The sequence below is a fragment of the Nonomuraea sp. NPDC050451 genome, from assembly GCF_044458585.1.
Map to the genome: position 1 here is coordinate 14930 of NZ_JBITHZ010000056.1, position 17558 is coordinate 32487.

The window sequence follows — 17558 nt, forward strand, 5'->3', positions numbered from 1 at the left end:
TAAGCGACCTAATACGGATCCGCTTAGAGATGTACAGCTAAGGTGTATACATCTAAGCTGCATGCACCTAAGGTGTATGGTTATATCGTGAGTTCGATCGCTAAGCCTGCGGCGGCCAAGCCCTCCCATGTCTTCGACCGTGATCGCGAATGGGCGAGCTTGATCAGATTCGCCACGTCGCCCAGCCCTGACGTGAGGCTCGGCATTGTGAGCGGGAGGCGTCGGCAAGGCAAGACCTACCTGCTCGATGCCTTGGTCCAGGAATTCGGCGGGTTCTTCTTCGCCGCCACTGACGAAACGGACACCGAGGCGCTGGCTCGTTTCGGCGAAGCCTTGGCGGCGCAGACCAGCGGCGCAGGCGGGCGATTCACATTCACCAACTGGCATGAGGCTCTGGCGCGGCTGTTCGCCCTCGTTCCTGAGGGGCTCATCGTGATCGACGAGTTCCCTTATCTGAGCAAGGCCTCGCCTTCGCTTCCCTCGCTGATCCAGCACGCCCTCGATCCCAGGGGATACGCGAGACAAGGGAAAACGCGCCTGCTGCTATGCGGTTCGGCACTGGGGGTGATGGGCCGCCTCCTCGCGGGCAACGCGCCCCTGCGGGGGCGGGCCAGCTTGGAGCTCGTGGTCAAACCGCTGGACTACCGCGCATCTGCCAGATTCTGGGACATCAAGGATCCGCGCCTCGCGGTGCTGGTCCACTCCATCGTAGGAGGCACCCCGGCGTATCGGCGGGAGTTCGTGGCCGGAGACGTCCCTGAGTCGGTGGAGGACTTCGACGCCTGGGTGGCGCGTACTGTGCTCAATCCGGAGGTCCCGCTGTATCGCGAGGCCCGCTACCTGCTGACGGAGGAGACGGACATCCGCGACACCGCCATCTACCACGCGGTGCTGGGGGCCATCGCATCGGGGAACGCCACGCGTGGCGGCATCGCGAATCACATAGGACGCAAATCCACGGACATCGGGCACCCGCTTTCGGTCTTGGAGGACTCGCAGCTGATCGCCCGTGAAGAGGACGCGTTCAGGAAGGGGAGGTCCCTCTACCGGAGCTGCGAGCCGTTGATCGTTTTCTACGAGGCGGTGATGCGCCGCGAGTGGACCCGGCTGGAGCGCGGACGGCCCGAGGCCGCCTGGAGCAATTCGCGTGCCACTTTCCTGTCGCAAGTGGTCGGGCCGCACTTCGAAGCCCTCTGCAGGGAGTGGGCGATGTTCGCGGAAGAGGAGGTGTTCCGCGAACTGCCCGGCAGGGTGGCCGCCGGGGTGGTGGCCGACCCGCACAACCGGACGCAGATCCAGGTCGACGTGGCGGTTCTCGCTCAGGAGGAACCCGGGCGTCCGCAGCGGATCCTGTCCTTGGGGGAGGCCAAGTGGGACAAGGTGATGACCGCTGGGCACGTGGACCGGCTGCGGCGGGCTCGGGACCTGCTGTCGGTGAAGGGCTACGACACGAGGGACACGGTGCTGGCCTGCTACAGCGGAGCCGGGTTCCACGACGACATCCCCGAGGGCGTCCGCCTGGTCGGCCTCAAGGAGCTTTACGCGTGACCGGACCCGGTGTGGTCGGGGTGACCAGGCCGGTCTCGTAGGCGAGGACGACGGCCTGGACGCGGTCGCGGAGCTCCAGCTTTGACAGGATGCGCGCGACGTGCGTCTTGACCGTCGTCGGGCTCAGCACCAGGCGGTCGGCGAGCTCGGCGTTGCTCATGCCGGTCGCGAGCAGGCGCAGGACCTCCAGTTCGCGCGGGGTCAGCTGCGACAGGTCGTCGTGGACGCGACGGTGAGCGGGCTCGTCGCGGCGGGCGAAGCGCTCGATCAGGCGGCGGGTGATCGCGGGCGCGAGCAGCGCGTCCCCGGTGCGCACCAGGCGCACCGCGGCCACCAGGTGCTCGGGGGAGACGTCCTTGAGCAGGAAGCCGCTGGCCCCGGCGGTGAGCGCCGCGTAGACGTAGTGGTCGAGGTCGTAGGTGGTCAGGATGAGGACGCGGGTCCCGTCCGTGCCGCCGGAAAGGATCTGGCGGGTGGCCTCGATGCCGTCCATGCGCGGCATCCGTACGTCCATGAGGACGAGATCGGGCCGGGTCCGCCGGACGGCGGCGACCGCCTCGACGCCGTCGGCGGCCTCGGCGACCACCTCGATCCCGTCGGCGACCAGGATCATCCCGAACCCGCTGCGTACGAGCGCCTGGTCGTCGGCGATGACCACGCGCGGCGCCTCGTTCATGACGTCCATCGCAGGCGCGCCCTCGTCACGAAGCCTCCGCCGCTGCGCGGCCCCGCCTCCAGGGTCCCGTCGTAGAGCGCCAGCCGTTCGCGCAGCCCGATCAGCCCCCGGCCCTGGCCGCCCCCCGCACGCGCCGAGGGAGCGCCCCCATGGTCGGCGACCTCGATGTCCAGCCAGTCGCCGGAGTGACTGATCGCCACCGACGCGGCGGCGCCGCCCGCGTGCTTGATCGTGTTGGTGAGAGCCTCCTGAACGACGCGGTAGACGGCCAGGCCCACCCCGGGCGGCACCGGACCCTCCGGCGTACTGATCTCGGCGCTGACCGGGACCCCGGCCGCGCGCACGCGCTCGATGAGCGAGTCGAGCTGGTCGAGGCCCGGCTGCGGTTCGAGAAGGTCGGACCCGCTGCCGGAGGCGGCCAGCAGGCCCATGACATGGCGGAGCTCGGCCATGGCGGCCCTGCCGCTGCTCTCCACCGCGAGCATGGCCTGCTTGGCCCGCTCCGGCGCGGTGTCCATCACCTTGCGCGCCGCCCCCGCCTGGATCACCATCACGTTCACATTGTGGGTGACGACGTCGTGCAGTTCGCCGGCGATGCGCGAGCGCTCCACCTGTACGGCCCGGCGGAGCCTCTCGTCACGCTCGGCGAGCTGCTGCCGCCAGATCCGTACGAAGCTCGCCATGACCCCCGCACTGAGCAGCACCACGAACGGCCCGAGCCAGCTCGGCAACCCCGCCACGGCATCCTTGAAGGCCATCCCCGCCAGTACGGTGGCCAGCACCAGACCGCCCAGCGCCACCAGCCGGTTGCGGCTGTAGGCGACCGCTCCGTAGGCGGCGATGGCGCAGGTCGCCACGGTGACCCAGGTCGCCTCGTCATCGGTGGCCAGGGCGGCGAGCAGCACGACCCAGAAGGCGGTCAACGGATACAGCCGCCGTACGGCCAGCGGCAGCGCCGTCAGCGCCACCGCGAAGAGCAGGCCGGGATCGACCGCGTCACTGTGGGCGGGCAGAACGGGCCTGGGCGGGGGAGGCAGCCGCAGGGGTTCGACGCTGAGGACGGCGTCCCCGGAGGACACTGCCACCACCATGGCCAGCACGGTCAAGGCGACCGCGAGGAGGACGTCGAACAGGAGCGCGCGACGCGAGGGCCTGTGCTCCGCACGCCATCGCCTTCTGATCAGTGACACCCGCACATTGTCCTGTTCATGGCGTATGGGCGGTATCGGCGGAGCGGAGTACATCTCGAGGATGACCCCGCCGCCGATGTCGTCGTCGCGGCCGACGCGGGCGGAGATCGCCCGGCCCTAGCGTCGAGGCCCATGAGTCACCGAATCGGGCGGCTTGCCCTCGCCGTACTCCTCGCCCTGCCGGCCGCCGCCTCCTGGGCGTCCACCTCCGAGGCCGCGGTCACGAACCGCCTGCCCGGCGTCGCCACCGAGCCGCCGACCGCTCTGCGCATCCCCAAGCCGACGGGCAAGCTGCCGGTCGGCCTGACCTCCCTCCACCTCAAGGACACCTCCCGCCCCGATCCCTGGGTGCCCAGCATGAAGGCGCGGGAGCTCATGGTCTCGCTCTGGTACCCGGCGGCCAAGTCCGGTGGGGCGCGGGCGCCGTACATGACGGTCAAGGAGTCAGAGCTCACGCTGAAGGAGGCGGGCGCTTCCGGCGTACCGGGCGACCTGCTCAGCAAGACGCGGATCGACGCCGTCGAGGACGCCAGGCCGGCCAAGGGCCGGCTGCCCCTCGTGGTCCTCTCCCCGGGCTTCACCAAGCCCCGCTACTCGCTCACCGGCCTGGCCGAGGACCTGGCCAGCCGGGGCTACGCGGTGGCCGTCATCGGGCACACGTACGAGAACGTCGCCACGAGCTTCCCCGACGGGAGGGTCACCCAGTGCGTCGCGTGCGAGATCGAGCCGAAGACTCCGGCGTTCTGGGCCAAGATCGGGCAGATCCGGGCGGCCGATGTCAGCTTCGTCCTTGACTCGCTGCTGGCCAAATACCCCAAGCTGATCGACCGATCCAGGATCGCCATGGGCGGCCACTCCGTGGGAGGCGCGAGCTCCGTGGCCGCCCTGCTGAAGGACTCCCGGCTGCGCGCCGGGATGAACATCGACGGCACCGCCGTCGTCCCGGTCCCCGGCAGCGGGCTGGCCAAGCCGTACCTGCTCCTCGGGGCCGAGGCGAAGCACAGCCCGGGCAAGGACCCCTCCTGGGACCAGTCCTGGCCGAACCTCACCGGCTGGAAGCGGTGGTTCGTGGTGACGGGCACCGAGCACGCCTCCTTCACCGACATCTCCGGGCTCTCCGAGCAACTCGGCATCGACGACGGCGCCGACCTGCCCGCCACGCGATCCCTGGAGATCACGCGCGGGATCGTCGCGGCCTTCTACGACCTGCACCTGCGGCGCAAGCCACAGCCTCTCCTGAACGACCCGGCGTCGCGCTACCCGGAGGTCAAGTCGGTGGGCGGGGCAAGCTAGGGACCCTGCTGCGGTCGCATCAGGTCGAGGTCCGCGCCCCACGCGTCCAGCACCGCGCCGTGCCCGGCGCGTCGGGCCGCCGCCTCGACCTGGGCGAAGAGACGCCGTTGCAGCTGTACGTCGCCCGTTCCCGAGATGCGGCGTACGGCGTCCAGCAGCAGGCCGGTGTCCCAGCCGGGCAGCGGGTGCCGGGCGAGCTCCCACTCCAGGTACTTGTTGTACGGGCGGGGGCGACGGTCGAGAGCGAAGAGCAGCTCCAGCAGGAATCTGACGCTGTCGGCGGCGTCGAGGCGGGCGGCGAGCGAATGCCCGTCACGGTCGTTCTTGACGGAGCGGTAGAGGGAGTTGGCATAGGCGTCGAGCCATTCGCCGGAGTCCCGGAACGTCTCATCGGCGTCGAGCCGTGCCTTGGCGGCCAGGATCCGGGCGATGCCTCCGCCGAGCCGGTCGAGCACGATCCGGGCGCGGGCGAGGGCGTAACGCTCGAAGCCGGGCATCCCGGTCGTACGGAACTCGGACAGCGTGATGATGACGAGATCGAGTTCGGGGGAGCGGTGGCCGGCGAACCGGGTGAGATCCGTTGCCGCGCCGTCGGCGAGGACGACGTACAGGTCGTGGTCGGAGTGCTCGGTGATCATGCCGTCGTGGGCGCGGGAGCCCTTGAGGACAAGCCCGACGACGGCGGGGTCGGCGGTGGCGAGCTCGACGAACGCGTGGTAGGTGAGAGGTGGTTGAGCGGGCATGGTGATCTCCGGCGAGGTCGTGACGGGGGAATGCCTGCCGGGGCGGCCCCGCCTGCCAGGGTCGCCCGCACCGTCCGCGGCGGTACGTGGCCGCCGCACGGAAGATCAACGCACGCGTGGACTCTATCGGCCGGGCCGTCCGGGGGACAGCGACTTCGAGGCGGCCTCAGACGCAGATCGAATGCGCCCAGATCGTCATCGGGGAAGCTCGGGCAGTGACTCACTCCGGATCCGGCAGGTCCATCGAGGCGAGCCTGGCAGGGTCGGTCACGACCGCGATCCCCGCGATCCGGCCGTCGACGACCGTGAACGCGATGACCGAGAGCGGGGTGCCGTCCTCGCGCCACGCCACGATCCCGGGAAGGCCGTTGACCAGCACCGCCTTCCCCTGCGTGGCTGCTCCGGAGGACAGCCGCGCGCCCGCGGCGACCTTGGTGGCGCCCAGGACGACGATCTCACCATGGGGGCTGTCGACGGTCAGCCTCACCTCGGGGTCGAGCACGCGCAGCAGCCCCTCGAAGTCGCCGCTGCGAGCCGCCGTCAGGAAAGCCTGGACCACCTCTCGCTGCTCCCGCCCGACGACCGCCGGCCGGTCTGTCGCCTGGACCTTCCTGCGGGCGCGGCTGGCGAGCATCTTGGTGGCGTCGGTGGACTTGCCGAGGATCTGGCCGATCTCCTCGAACGGCACCGCGAACAGGTCGTGCAGCACGAACGCCAGCCGTTCGCTCGGCCCTAGCGACTCCAGGACGACCAGGAGCGCGAGCCCGACCGAGTCGGCGAGCGCCACGTCGTCCTCCGGCGCAGGACCGTCGTCGACCGTCACGACGAGCGCGGGCAGCCGGGCGTCATAGGACGCCTCAGGGCGGGTCTGGCGCGACCGCAGGACGTCGAGGCTGATCCGGCCGACCACCGTGGTCAGCCAGCCGGCGAGGTTGTGGATGGTCGCCGCGTCCTGGCGGGAGAGCCGCAACCAGGCCTCCTGGACGGCGTCCTCGGCATCGGCATGCGATCCGAGCATGCGGTAGGCGACCGCGCGCAGCCGGTCGCGCTCGGCCTCGAACGTCTCGGCCACCGGGTCCCTCGGGCTGGTCTCGGACATGTTGTTACCTTCCTCGGATCTGCTCCGTCATGGGGATGACGAGCCCGGACGGGCACACGTAACCGATGAAGGAGCAAGACCGATGGAAGCACGCACTCAGAGCCCCGCGAATTTTGACGTGATCACCGCAATCCAGCATCTCCACAAGGCTGTTCACGCCGGTGGCGTCGACCCGCTCGTGCTCGAGCTCGTACACCTGCGCGCCAGCCAGATCAACGGCTGCAGCCCGTGCGTCTTCGCCGGGGTCGCGTCGGCGAAGAAGCACGGAGAGACCGACGAGCGGTTGCACAACGTGGTCACCTGGCGCGAGACGCCCTTCTTCACCGAACCGGAGCGGGCAGCGCTCGCGCTGACCGAGGCCGCCACCCGGATCCAGGACGGCGCACAGGGCGTGACCGACGAGATCTGGGACGCCGCCGCCGCCCACTTCGACGAGAAACAGCTGTCCGCGATCGTTCTGAACATCGCGCTGACGAACTTCTTCAACCGGATCAACCGCGCAACTCGGGAGCAGGCCGGCAAGACCTGGTGAGCTGGTCGGGGCCGTCACCCGCTCGTCGTCGCGTCCCCACGAGATCAAGGGATGCGGCCCCGCCGACAGCAATACGGCCATGGATGTGATCACGGTCGGCCCGAGATCTGGCCGACGAATCGTCTCAGCGCGCGTGGATTCCTGATCACGTGCAGCTCCGCATCACCGGCGTGAGCCGCGATCGCCGTGAGGAGAAGCGGTCGGCTGCGGCGTCGGTAGGCCCATACCCACAACCAGAAGTCGGCGCGTTCGCGAGAGCGTCGGATCGCTCGCCAGGCGCAACGCCAGAACGAGAAGTCCAGCAGGATGACGGTGTCGGCCGCTTGGAGCCGGACGTCCAGGACGTCGTAGGGGCCGAGGTCGCCGTCCATGACCCAAGCCTCGGCCCGGACGAGTTCACCTTGGACGGCAGCCCACTGATCGGGAGGCGTCCCTTCGAGACCTGGCTGCCAGAAGTGCTTGTCCAGCTCGATGACGGGGAGTCCGGTGATCGCGGCCAGGTGGGCGGCAAGGGTCGACTTCCCCGAACCGCCGCGCCCCAGGATCACGACTCGTTTCATGCTGTCATGGTTTCAGGCCGGTTTCCGGAACGCCCACTCCTGTCTTTCGGGCTCGGTCCCGACGGCAGGGTGCAAGGTGGTGTCGGCCTGCGTCGCTATGGTGCTGCCGTGGCTGACATTCACGAACTCATGCTTGCGATGGACTTGCGTGGCGACCTGTCCGAGACCGAACTCGCCGAGTTGCGCTGGCACCTGGGCCTCGGCTCGCGGCCCGAGCACATCACCGAGAAGACGATCATCGTCAACGAGGTTCTCGATCTGCTGGACGACGAGCAGAAGCCGGTGCAGGACGAGAACGGCGACTGGGTGATCAAGGAGCTTCCGCAACCGGCGTGGAGCGATGGTTCGCCGTACGCGGCCTCGAAGATTTCCGGCGCCGGCGGCTCGATCCTGGTGCGCGCGGATGGCCACGGCGACGAACGCTGGGCGCTGACCTGCCGCTGGGAGATCCACCCTGACGGGCATGCCGAGGTGGCCGCGCTGATGAGCTGGTTGGCCGCCCGGCTCCACAAGAACGGGTCCTTTTTCGGGTACCAGCGGTGGTATGAGGACGATGAGCCGGAGTTGCTAAGCGTCCGTGACGGGAGGATCGTGACGCGTCGCGATGGTGCGTTCGGGCTGCCGTTCTGGGATGAGGCTGACGCGGGCTGAGCGATCAATCGCCGTTCTGGCGGGCGTTTTGTCGGCCAAGAGCGGGCTGCGCAACTCGGCATAGAGCTGGGCGGCGTTGACGACCTGGTCTTCAGCGACGCGTTGCCGCAGGTAGGGGACGAACTCCTCGAACGATCGCGGCTGGCCGAAGCGAGGGCCGTTGATGAGTTCCTCGGCGGTGGTGGCGTTGCGGAACTTGCGGACGGTCTTGCGGTCCAGGCCAAGGTGCTGAGAGATCGCCGCGAGGGTCCAGCCCAACTCGAGTCGCGCGCACTGCGGTCCGGACCCGTGAACGTCACGCCGCCGTTGGCTTGGCCTGCCGGGGACCCGGCATGTTGCACAATGAACTCCGAGGCCCCTCTGTTGACGATCACGTTCTTGGTCGAACCCGATCATCACGGAGCGGCCCACACTCATGTGCGGCCTGTTACCCCATCGCGATCAATGCCGAGCGAGAGCGCCGCCACTCCTTGTGAGTCCTTTCATCCTGAGTAACGGCCGTCTTCGACGAGCTGGAGGACGAGGATGGCCGCGAATCAGCCGGTCAACCAGGCGGCCACACTCGTCGCTCGCGACTATGGCGCGCAATTCGCCCCCCCGGGCGACCCGGACTCAGAGCGTCTTTAACGATCTTGTATGCCGTGGCGGGTCGTCGTCAGCCTGGATCGCTTGGGTCAGGCAGTGTCCAGATAGGCGAGTACTGCGAGTACGCGACGGTGGCCGCCTTCGGCGGGAGGAAGGCCAAGTTTGGCGAAGATGTTGCCGATGTGCTTGTGGACGGCGTTGTCGGTGATGAACAGCCGCTTGCCGATGTCGTTGTTGCCTAGGCCTTGGGCCATCAGGGTGAGTACCTCACGTTCTCTGCGGGTGAGTGTGTCGATGGCGCTCGTGGCGCCGCCTGCCAGGAGTTGGGCGATGACGTCGGGATCCATGACGGTGCCGCCCTCGGCCACTCGGCGCAGGCCGTCGACGAACTCGCTGACCCGGCTCACCCGGTCCTTGAGGAGGTAGCCGACGCCCCCTCGGCCATCGGAGAGCAGCTCCCGCGCGTAGACCTTCTCGACGTACTGCGACAGGACAAGCACGGGCAGGCCGGGATGCGAGTGTCGGATCTCCAGCGCGGCCTTGATGCCCTCGTCGCGAAAGGACGGAGGCAGCCGGACATCGACGATCAGCGCGTCCGGCCGGTGCCGGTCCACGGCCTCGACCAGAGCGGGATGGTCGGTGACGATGGCGGCGACCTCGATGCCCTTGGTGCCCAGGATGAGCTCCAGCCCCGCGGAGAGCAGGACGTTGTCCTCAGCGATCACGACTCGCACGGCAGCTCCACCGATATGGCGGTGGGGCCGCCGGCCGCGCTGGAGACGATCATGGTGCCGTCCAGTGCGGCGACCCGGCGGCGGATGCCGGTGACGCCGGTGCCGCGGCTCTCGTCCACACCGCCAATGCCATTGTCGGTGACTTCGACCAGCAGCCTGCCGCCGTCGCGAGTGATCCGCACCCGCGCCTGGGTGGCGCCGCTGTGCTTGGCGGCGTTGGTGAGCGACTCTGCAACCACGAAGTAAGCAGCGGCCTCCACCGCGGCGGGTAACCGGTCGAGATCGCCGAGTTCGATCTCCGCGGGGACGCCCGACCGGGCGGTGAGTGCCGCCAGGGCCCCGGGAAGTCCTCGGTCGGCGAGGATCGGCGGATACATGGTGCGGATCACGTCGCGCAGCTCCGACATGGCTTCCTCTGTTCCTTCGTGGGCCTCTCGCAACATGTCGGCCAGAGCGCCGGCGCTGTCGGGCAGCGATTCCCTGGCCATCCCCAGTCGCATGGCGATGGCGACCAGCCGGGCCTGCGTGCCGTCGTGCAGGTCCCGCTCGATGCGGCGCAGCTCCGCCCCATGAGCATCCAGCACGCCCGCGCGGCTTTCGGCCAGCTCACTGACCCGCTTGGCGAGCCGGTCCTCCGCCGAGGGTTCAAGCGCCGCCAGGCAGCTGCTCGCGTGGAAGACCGCCAAGCGTGGCACCATCCAGCACGCCAGGGCGGCGAAGCCCACGATCTGGACGACTCCCATGGCCAGCGCGCCACCCCACCCGGTCACCGGGACGAAGCCCAGCAGCCGCAGTGGCGCCTGTGGCGGGAACAACCACCACAGCGGAGCGGCGAACACGGTGAACACCACAGTGCCGAGGCAGAACAACGTGACCATCCCCACCGGGACGCCCGTCACGATGTGCCGGAACACCCAGCGGACGTCACGCCTGATCTCAGGGTCGTCGAGCACCTGACGCCACCGTGCGCGAATCCCCCCGCCCAGAGCCATGCGACGAGGGGACACCTGCCGGTCCAGGAACGCGGCGGCACGGCGGCGATGCCACTCGGCCCACCAGCGCAGGCCCGCCACCGCCCGTGGAAACAGGACAAGCCCGATGCCGCCGAGTCCGGTCGACAGCGCCGCAGCCCCCACAAGCGGCAACACCAGCATGGTGGCCATCGCCGTCGGCAGCCCGAAGAGGAGGTATCGGCTGCTTCGCCACATCTTCCGCCATCGCTCGCGCACGAGATCCAGTCTGGCCCCGGCGACTGGCGGGTGCACTACAGCGGACTGTAGTACCGATGGGGCGGACCGCTCCATCGTCAACGGATGCGAGTGAGACCTACTGTCCGTGGTCATGACCACACAAAACCTCCTGCGCCCCGTCGTGCCATGGTCCAAAGTCGCGGTCTTCCTCGCCTTCACCTTCGGCGCCATCTGGGCCGCCGGCGGCGCCGTCTGGCTCGGCGGCGGCGACGTCCACGAAGACGCTGCCACGCCCCTCATCATGATCGCGATGTTCACGCCGACGCTGGGAGTGCTCGCCACGACGTTGCTGACCAAAGAGCTGCGCCGTCCACGCGACCTGCTTCGGCAGACCGGCATTCTGCCGTCGCGATCACTGCCACAGGCGGTCGGCTACACGGCCATCGGTCTGCTTCTTCCGCCGCTCCTGGCGCTTGCCGCGCTAGGTGTGAGCTCCGCCTCCGGTGGCTTCGTCTTCCACGATCCCCTGCCGCTTGAAAGTCTGGCCGACATGCTGGGTTCACAGCTGCTGATCTTCCCGCTAGGGATGGTCCTGACCTTCGGCGAGGAGTTCGGGTGGAGCTACCTGTTGCCCAAACTGCTGCCGCTTGGGCTTTGGCGTGGCCTGCTGATCAGCGGAATCGTTTGGGGGGTGTTTCACGCTCCGTTCACGCTGCAGGGCTACCACTTTCCGGGGATGCCGGGCGGTCTTGCCGTACTCGCCTTCACCATCGCGTCGGTGTTGCTCGGCACGTTGCTGGGCTGGCTGCGTCTCGCCGCCGGAAGCATCTGGCCGGCGGTGGTCGCACACAGCGCGGCGAACCTCATCGCCTCCGCCCTGCCCGCAGTCCTCGGAAGACCCGTGGGCACTGGCGACGCCGCCTTCCACATCTCACTTTCAGGCTGGCCCGGCTGGATCGTGATGGCCGCCGCCGTCGCCGTACTCGCCGTAACGGGACAGTTCAAGAAGCTCAATGGAGCTGAACCTGGATCGATGGCGAGGTAGACCAGCAGATCAGCCATCGATGGTTTCGTGCGCGACTCGGAGTGACAGGGGACGCGGCACGAGGCCTCGGACATCGAAGAAGCTGAGGCACCCCTCGAACCGCTCGCCGGTCCCCGTGGACTCCTCAAGCACCACGGGATTGAGCAACGTCAGGAACCCGCCCTCCGGTGGCCGGACGATGGCGGCAGCCCTCCCGATTCCGATCTGAGGAGCCGCGATGCCCATGCCCTTCGCGAAGATGTGGACGGCCGCGACACGGTCAGCGGCCGCGTTCAGTTCCTCGACGACTCTCGATGCTTCTTTGGCCTCCGCCGGGAGCGTGAAAGGGCGAGCAGCCGCCAGCAACACCGGATCGCCCTCTTGAACGATCCCGGCCGCTCGCATCAGGTCGGTGAGATTCCCCGCCGTCATGGGCGCACCCCCTTTGGGTCCGGACCACCATTCCTGACGTCGGCGGCGTGCCGCCGACGTCTGACCAGGTCAATCAGAACACAGCGTCGCTGCAACGCCGGATAACAGGTGGTTGTACTCGTATCTATAGGCCAGTTGTTGCGCTCCGCGGCCAATGGATGGCCCGAAAGGCATCCCGGTCCCGGGGGCATCAGCCGGCCCACTGCTTCGCAGGTCAACGGGCGGGGGTGACTGGCGAGCGGAGCGAGCGGGGGGTTCGGGGCGGGGTCCAGCAGGCTGACCACCCAGTAGGGCAACGGGATGGGTGAGCCTGGCCCACCTACCCGTTGCCCGGGTGGGGTTCTAGTAGCGGGTGCGCAGGGCCGCGTACACGTTGATGCGCGGCGTCGTGACCTCCGCCCCCGCGCTCGTGTACGTGATCGGCTTGCCCGTGCGCTTCAGGGCGTCCACCATGCTGTCCACCCCGGCGCGCGGCCGCTTCTGGTGGAGCAGGGCCAGGGAGCCGGCCACGTGCGGCGCGGCCATGGAGGTGCCGTTCAGCGTCGCGTACGTGTTCCCCGCGATCGCGCCCTTGATCGACACCCCGGGCGCGAACACGTCCAGGAGCGTCCCGCGGTTCGAGAAGGCGGCCACCGCGTCCTGCTTGTCCGTGGCGCCGACCGCGACCGTGTTGGAGACGCACGCGGGCCACGACACCGAGGAGTCGAAGCCGTTGTTGCCCGAGGCGACCACCGTGGCGGTGCCCTTGGCGAGGAGCTTGTCGACCTCGGCCTTGAAGTCGGCCCCGTCGCCCGTGTCGCAGGCCTCGGTGTACTGGCCTCCGCCCAGGCTCAGGTTGACGGAGGCGATGTTGTACTGGTCCGCCAGCAGGTCCGCGTACGCCATGCCGGTCAGGATCGACGAGTCGTACGCCAGGATGCAGACGGGACGCCCGGCGCAGTACGGGGAGTTGTCGAAGCGGCTGAACACCTGCACCGGCACGATCTTGGCCTTGGGGGCCACGCCGCTGGCCGGGAAGTCGGCCGTGGCCTGGCCGGCGGCGATGCCGGCGACGTGCGTGCCGTGGTAGCACAGGCCGTACTGCGGCTGCGGGGCGCCCGTCATGCAGGCGGCCGTCTCGGCGTCGGCGGCGCCGTCGCCGATCTGGAACTGGCTGCCGTTCGGGCAGAGCGGGGTGGAGTTGTCGGCCGGGTCGGCGGCCGAGAAGCAGGCCTGGGCGACGACGCGCCGGCCGAAGGCCGGGTGGTCGTTGTCGATGCCGCTGTCGATGATCGCGACGGCCGTGCCCTTGCCCGTGAAGCCCTTGCGGTGGGCCTGGTCCGCGCCGATCAGCGGGATGCTCTCGACGAGCGAGGGCTCGTTGAGCTTGTCCTTGCGGATCGAGACCACGTCGGACTGCTCGGCGATCTTCTCGAGCTCCGCCCGGGTCCCCCGGTAGACGAAGAAGTCCAGCTTGCCGGCCACCTCGGAGGGCGGCTCGGCGTAGACGTTCTTCTTGTCCCGCTTGACCTCCTCCGCGCTGGACTGGACGGACTGGACCTGCGCGGGCTGCTGCACGCGGACGATGGCGCGGTGCTCGCCGGTCGCGGTGATCGCCGGGTCGATCTTGGACTCGGGGTCGGCCAGGGCGGGTGTGGCGACCAGCGCGGCCGAGGTGGCGGCTAATGCGATGGCGCCAGCCAGCAGAGACGAGAGTCTCAACCGTTCCTCCGGGGGTTGAGGGGGCGTTTGTAGTCAAGAGTAACGATTGATGTAGGACGGCAGAGAAAAGGGCCGGATCCCGCCGATCCGGCCCTTGTGGCCGGCACCCCGCCGTCCGGCCCTCGCAGCCGGACCCCGCCGTCCGGCCCTCCCCGCGCCGATCAGGCGCGGGCGCCCGCGGTGGCGCGCTCGGCGTCGATCCGCGTGGTGGTCACTGAGGTGCCCGCCGCGTCGTAGCGGATGGGCGTGCCCGTCTCCTGCAGCCGCTGCAGGCTCTGCGCGACCGTGAAGGCCGGGTATGCCTGCTTCATCAGTGCGAACATCCCCGCCACGTGCGGCGCGGCCATGGAGGTCCCGCTCTTCTCCGCGTAGGTGTTGTTCGGCACGGAGGAGTTGATGTTCACGCCAGGCGCGAACAGGTCGAGCAGCGGCCCCCGGTTGGTGAAACCGGCCGGCGCGTCGGAGTCGTCGATGGCGCCCACCGCGACGGCGGTGGAGATGCACGCGGGGGTGGCGACGCCGTTCGGGAAGCCGTTGTTGCCCGCCGCCACCACGGGGGCCACGCCCAGGCCCACCAGCGTGTCGAACTCGGGCTTGACCGCGGCGGCGGACGCGTCCGTGTCACAGGCCTGGGCGTACGGGCCGCCCCCGCCGAGGCTCATGTTCACCGAGGCGACGTTGTGGGTCTTCGCCACCCGCGCGACGTATTCGAGCGCCAGTTTCTGATCGGAGGTGTAGCTGAGGAAGCACGGTGCGGAAACGCCGCCGATCAGGCAGGTCATCGGGTTGTCCACGCGGCTGAAGACCTGGATCGGCAGGATGCCGGCCTCGGGGGCGACGCCGTTGGAGGGCGCCCCCGTGGCCAGCCGGCCGGCGGCGATGCCGGCCACGTGCGTGCCGTGGGAGCAGGCGTTCGCACTCCTGATGACGCACTGGGCGGTCTCGGCGTCCGCCGCGCCGGGACCGGTCTGGCTGGGCTGGTTGTTCGGGCAGAGCGAGACGGCGCCGTCGCTGGCGTCGGAGGAGGAGAAGCACGCCTCGTCCACGATCCGGCCGGTGAAGAAGGGATGGTCCCGGTCGATCCCCGTGTCCAGGACGGCGACGGTGGCGCCCCGGCCGGTCCAGCCGGCCTGGTTCGCCCGGTTCGAGCGGATGAGTGCGGTGCTGACGTCAAGGGTGGGCATGCGCAGCTCGTCCTTGTAGACGGACTGGACGCGGTTGTCCTTCTTGAGCTTGGCCAGCGTGGGGCGGTCCACCTCGGCCACGAAGAAGTGCGGCGACTGCGCGGACTCCAGGACCCGGCTGCCCTCGGACGCCTTCTCGATGTCGCGCGCGACGGCCTCGACGCTCTGCCCGGGCTTGAGCTGGATGATGGAGCGCACCCTGGACTTCGCCTCGACCTCCGCCGCCAGCGACGGGCTGATGATCGGATCGCCCGAGTCGGCGTGGAGCGCCGGGGCCGTACAGAGCCCGGCGACTGTTGCGGCCAGCGCCGCGGCGCCGGCCAACAGAGTTCGTAGCCTCACTTGTTCCTCCGAGAGCTCCTGGCTCGCTTACAGCCGCATACATCCCCACCTGCGACAACTGTGATGTCGGTGGTCTATGTAGCCCAGAGAAACGTTGGAGGCTTTTTTGCCTTCCTGCGGCCCTAGCCGCCTAGCGATGGCTATTTGACGGTTTTCGCCGCCTTCCGCAATGCCGCCGCGGTCGACTTGCCGTTCAGCCGCACCTTCTCGGCGGTGGTCAGCTTCTTGGTGCCGTTCGTGCCGTGCGCCCAGTTCAGCCAGGACGTGAGCAGCGCGCTGTCCAGCTTGGCCTTGCTTGCCTTGGTGCTCTTCAGCACCCGGTACGCCTTGCCGAGCGAGGACGCCTTCGTGAGCTCGGGGAACACCTTGCTCGACTTGCCGATCAGCTTGAGGTAGCAGGTGAGCGTGGCGTCCGGGATCGTGCCGCTGCTGCGGTGGATCTCCACGGCCCACTGCTTGGCCGACAGCTTGGTGGCGTTCGTGCCCCGCGTGCAGACCTGCGCGGTGGTCTTCGGGGTCGGCGTGATCGTCACCGTGACGGTGACCGTGGGCAGCGGGACCGGCGAGGTGGAGGTCGAGGGCTCGGGCGTGGGGTCGGCCGGGTCGTCGGGCTCGGGGCTGGGCCCGCTGCTGTCCGACGGGTCGGGCTCGGGGGCGGGGTCCTCGGTCGGGGTGCCCGGGGACTGCGTGATGGTCGGCTGCGGCGAGGCGCCGGCCAGGGCCGCCGCCAGGTCCAGGCGCGGCGTGGTGACCTGCTGGCCGTTGGCCTCGTACGAGTACGGCCTGCCGGTCGTCTTCAGCGTGTTGATCAGGTCGGCCATCGGCGTCTCGCCCCCTGCGGCCTGCTTCATCAGCGCCAGCGCGCCCGCCACGTGCGGGGTCGCCATCGAGGTGCCGCTGAAGACGGCCGTCCGGTTGTCCGGCACGGACGACTCGATGTCCACGCCCGGCGCGAACAGGTCCACGATGGCCCCGCGGTTGGAGAAGTCCGCCATGACGTCGTTGTTGTCGTTCGCCCCGACGGCCACCGCCGAGGAGACGCAGGCCGGGTACGACGCCCCCTCGAAGGACTCGTTGCCCGCGGCCACCACGGTCGCGATGCCCTTGGCCAGCAGGGCGTCGATCTTCGGCTTGAAGATCGCCCCCTCCTCGCTGGAGTCGCAGTCGGCCTCGGACAACTCGCCGCCGAGGCTGAGGTTCACGGCGGCGACCGGCTCGGTCAGGCCGGCCACGTAGTCCATGGCCTGCCGCAGCGACGACTCGAACGCCAGCAGGCACGAGGGCTCGCCGCAGATGTCCTGGTCGTTGACCCGGCTGAACACCTGCACCGCCACGATGTTCGCCCCCGGCGCGACGCCGCCGGTGCCGGCCGCGATGCCCGCGACGTGGCTGCCGTGCTCGCACAGGTTCGCGCCGTCGGCCAGGCACTTGCCCGTCGTGGCGTCCGCCGCGCCTGTCCCGGTCTGCGAGGTCTGCCCGTTCGGGCAGAGCGACTCGACGCCGTCCTCCACGGCGGAGAAGCAGGCCTCGGCCACGACCCGGTTGCCGAACCACGGGTGGTCGCGGTCGATGCCGGTGTCCAGCACGGCCACCGCCTGCCCGGTGCCGGTGTAGTTCTTGGCGTGCGCCTGGTCCGCCCCGATCAGCTTGAGGTTGGGGCTCACGTCCACCGGCGCGTACGTCCTGTCCCGGTGGATGGACGCGACCCGCGGGTCCTCGGCCAGCTTGGCCAGCTCCTCCGCGGTCCCCTCCACGACCATGAACGACTGGCTCTGCGGCTGCAGCACCACGTCCACGCTCTCGGCCGCCGCCTGGCCGGCGACGGGCGCGTTCTGCGCCGGGTCGGCCAGCTCGACGATGGCCCGCACGGAGCCGCCGTCGACGCCTAACCCCTCCTCCACCTTGGCGGGGGGCTCGCTGGGGGTGGAGGTTGTTTCTTCCACGACGCTCGGACTGGGAGTCGGATCCTCCGCGTAGGCCGGGGCCGACAACGGCAGCAGGGCCAGCGCGATCGAGCTCACGATCAGGGGGCGAAGTCGCACGCGTCCTCCGAGAGGGGGATGATCTCGGAGTT

17 protein-coding genes are annotated in these 17558 nt (G+C 69.3%); 5 read left to right on the forward strand and 12 right to left on the reverse strand.

The features are described 5' to 3' along the window. The first annotated feature begins 42 nt into the window (after positions 1 to 42). Complete coding sequence (locus ACIBI9_RS62935; RefSeq protein WP_397237888.1) at positions 43 to 1548, forward strand: ATP-binding protein; 1506 nt, start codon at positions 43 to 45, stop codon at positions 1546 to 1548. On the opposite strand, the gene ACIBI9_RS62940 is transcribed toward ACIBI9_RS62935, so the two are convergent. Together ACIBI9_RS62940 and ACIBI9_RS62945 are read right to left on the reverse strand one after the other, a co-directional pair. Then, a complete protein-coding gene (locus ACIBI9_RS62940; protein ID WP_397237890.1) occupies positions 1529 to 2224 on the reverse strand; it encodes a response regulator in 696 nt (231 codons plus the stop codon). The two genes, ACIBI9_RS62935 and ACIBI9_RS62940, sit on opposite strands and share 20 nt — an antisense overlap. Continuing rightward, positions 2221 to 3414, reverse strand: a complete 1194-nt coding sequence (locus tag ACIBI9_RS62945) for a sensor histidine kinase (RefSeq protein WP_397237892.1) — start codon at positions 3412 to 3414, stop codon at positions 2221 to 2223. The genes ACIBI9_RS62940 and ACIBI9_RS62945 overlap by 4 nt, the downstream gene beginning before the upstream one ends. Positions 3415 to 3546: 132 nt before the next feature. Here ACIBI9_RS62945 and ACIBI9_RS62950 point away from each other — a divergent pair, with 132 nt between their 5' ends. Further along, entirely contained in the window at positions 3547 to 4707 is a 1161-nt protein-coding gene (locus tag ACIBI9_RS62950; RefSeq protein WP_397237894.1) for an alpha/beta hydrolase family protein, read from the forward strand. Here the strand turns inward: ACIBI9_RS62950 and ACIBI9_RS62955 are convergent. Both ACIBI9_RS62955 and ACIBI9_RS62960 read right to left on the reverse strand, forming a co-directional pair. Further along, the gene (locus ACIBI9_RS62955; RefSeq protein WP_397237896.1) at positions 4704 to 5450 is read right to left on the reverse strand and encodes a hypothetical protein; all 747 of its coding nucleotides are present in this window, start codon (positions 5448 to 5450) and stop codon (positions 4704 to 4706) included. The two genes, ACIBI9_RS62950 and ACIBI9_RS62955, sit on opposite strands and share 4 nt — an antisense overlap. 220 nt (positions 5451 to 5670) lie before the next feature. After that, the gene (locus ACIBI9_RS62960) at positions 5671 to 6549 is read right to left on the reverse strand and encodes a sigma-70 family RNA polymerase sigma factor (RefSeq protein WP_397237898.1); all 879 of its coding nucleotides are present in this window, start codon (positions 6547 to 6549) and stop codon (positions 5671 to 5673) included. 82 nt (positions 6550 to 6631) lie between these two features. On the opposite strand from ACIBI9_RS62960, the gene ACIBI9_RS62965 reads away from it, so the two are divergent. After that, entirely contained in the window at positions 6632 to 7081 is a 450-nt protein-coding gene (locus tag ACIBI9_RS62965; protein ID WP_397237900.1) for a carboxymuconolactone decarboxylase family protein, read from the forward strand. 89 nt (positions 7082 to 7170) lie between these two features. Here ACIBI9_RS62965 and ACIBI9_RS62970 read toward each other — a convergent pair whose 3' ends face one another. Continuing rightward, positions 7171 to 7641, reverse strand: a complete 471-nt coding sequence (locus ACIBI9_RS62970; protein ID WP_397237902.1) for a hypothetical protein — start codon at positions 7639 to 7641, stop codon at positions 7171 to 7173. A gap of 108 nt (positions 7642 to 7749) precedes the next feature. On the opposite strand from ACIBI9_RS62970, the gene ACIBI9_RS62975 reads away from it, so the two are divergent. Continuing rightward, positions 7750 to 8292 carry a hypothetical protein gene (locus tag ACIBI9_RS62975; RefSeq protein ID WP_397237904.1) on the forward strand — a complete coding sequence of 181 codons (543 nt, stop codon included), beginning with the start codon at positions 7750 to 7752 and terminating at the stop codon, positions 8290 to 8292. Here the strand turns inward: ACIBI9_RS62975 and ACIBI9_RS62980 are convergent. The 3 genes from ACIBI9_RS62980 to ACIBI9_RS62990 form a co-directional block, all read right to left on the reverse strand. Then, positions 8209 to 8550, reverse strand: coding sequence for a hypothetical protein (locus ACIBI9_RS62980; RefSeq protein WP_397237906.1), 342 nt, complete (start codon positions 8548 to 8550; stop codon positions 8209 to 8211). The genes ACIBI9_RS62975 and ACIBI9_RS62980 overlap by 84 nt on opposite strands. A gap of 416 nt (positions 8551 to 8966) precedes the next feature. Continuing rightward, positions 8967 to 9611 (reverse strand): LuxR C-terminal-related transcriptional regulator, encoded by a 645-nt coding sequence (locus tag ACIBI9_RS62985; protein ID WP_397237908.1) that lies wholly within the window; start codon positions 9609 to 9611, stop codon positions 8967 to 8969. Further along, complete coding sequence (locus ACIBI9_RS62990; RefSeq protein WP_397237910.1) at positions 9599 to 10840, reverse strand: sensor histidine kinase; 1242 nt, start codon at positions 10838 to 10840, stop codon at positions 9599 to 9601. The genes ACIBI9_RS62985 and ACIBI9_RS62990 overlap by 13 nt, the downstream gene beginning before the upstream one ends. Positions 10841 to 10952: 112 nt before the next feature. On the opposite strand from ACIBI9_RS62990, the gene ACIBI9_RS62995 reads away from it, so the two are divergent. Beyond that, positions 10953 to 11846, forward strand: coding sequence for a lysostaphin resistance A-like protein (locus ACIBI9_RS62995; protein WP_397237912.1), 894 nt, complete (start codon positions 10953 to 10955; stop codon positions 11844 to 11846). A gap of 9 nt (positions 11847 to 11855) precedes the next feature. Here ACIBI9_RS62995 and ACIBI9_RS63000 read toward each other — a convergent pair whose 3' ends face one another. The 4 genes from ACIBI9_RS63000 to ACIBI9_RS63015 form a co-directional block, all read right to left on the reverse strand. Further along, on the reverse strand, positions 11856 to 12257 hold the full coding sequence (locus ACIBI9_RS63000) for a peptide deformylase (RefSeq protein WP_397237914.1): 402 nt from the start codon (positions 12255 to 12257) through the stop codon (positions 11856 to 11858). Positions 12258 to 12599: 342 nt separating this feature from the next. After that, positions 12600 to 13958 (reverse strand): S8 family peptidase, encoded by a 1359-nt coding sequence (locus ACIBI9_RS63005; protein ID WP_397237916.1) that lies wholly within the window; start codon positions 13956 to 13958, stop codon positions 12600 to 12602. Positions 13959 to 14119: 161 nt separating this feature from the next. Beyond that, positions 14120 to 15484: a S8 family peptidase gene (locus tag ACIBI9_RS63010; RefSeq protein WP_397237918.1), complete on the reverse strand. Its 1365-nt coding sequence runs from the start codon at positions 15482 to 15484 to the stop codon at positions 14120 to 14122. A 140-nt stretch (positions 15485 to 15624) separates the two neighbouring features. After that, positions 15625 to 17526 (reverse strand): S8 family peptidase, encoded by a 1902-nt coding sequence (locus tag ACIBI9_RS63015; RefSeq protein ID WP_397237920.1) that lies wholly within the window; start codon positions 17524 to 17526, stop codon positions 15625 to 15627. Between the last annotated feature and the right edge of the window lie 32 nt (positions 17527 to 17558).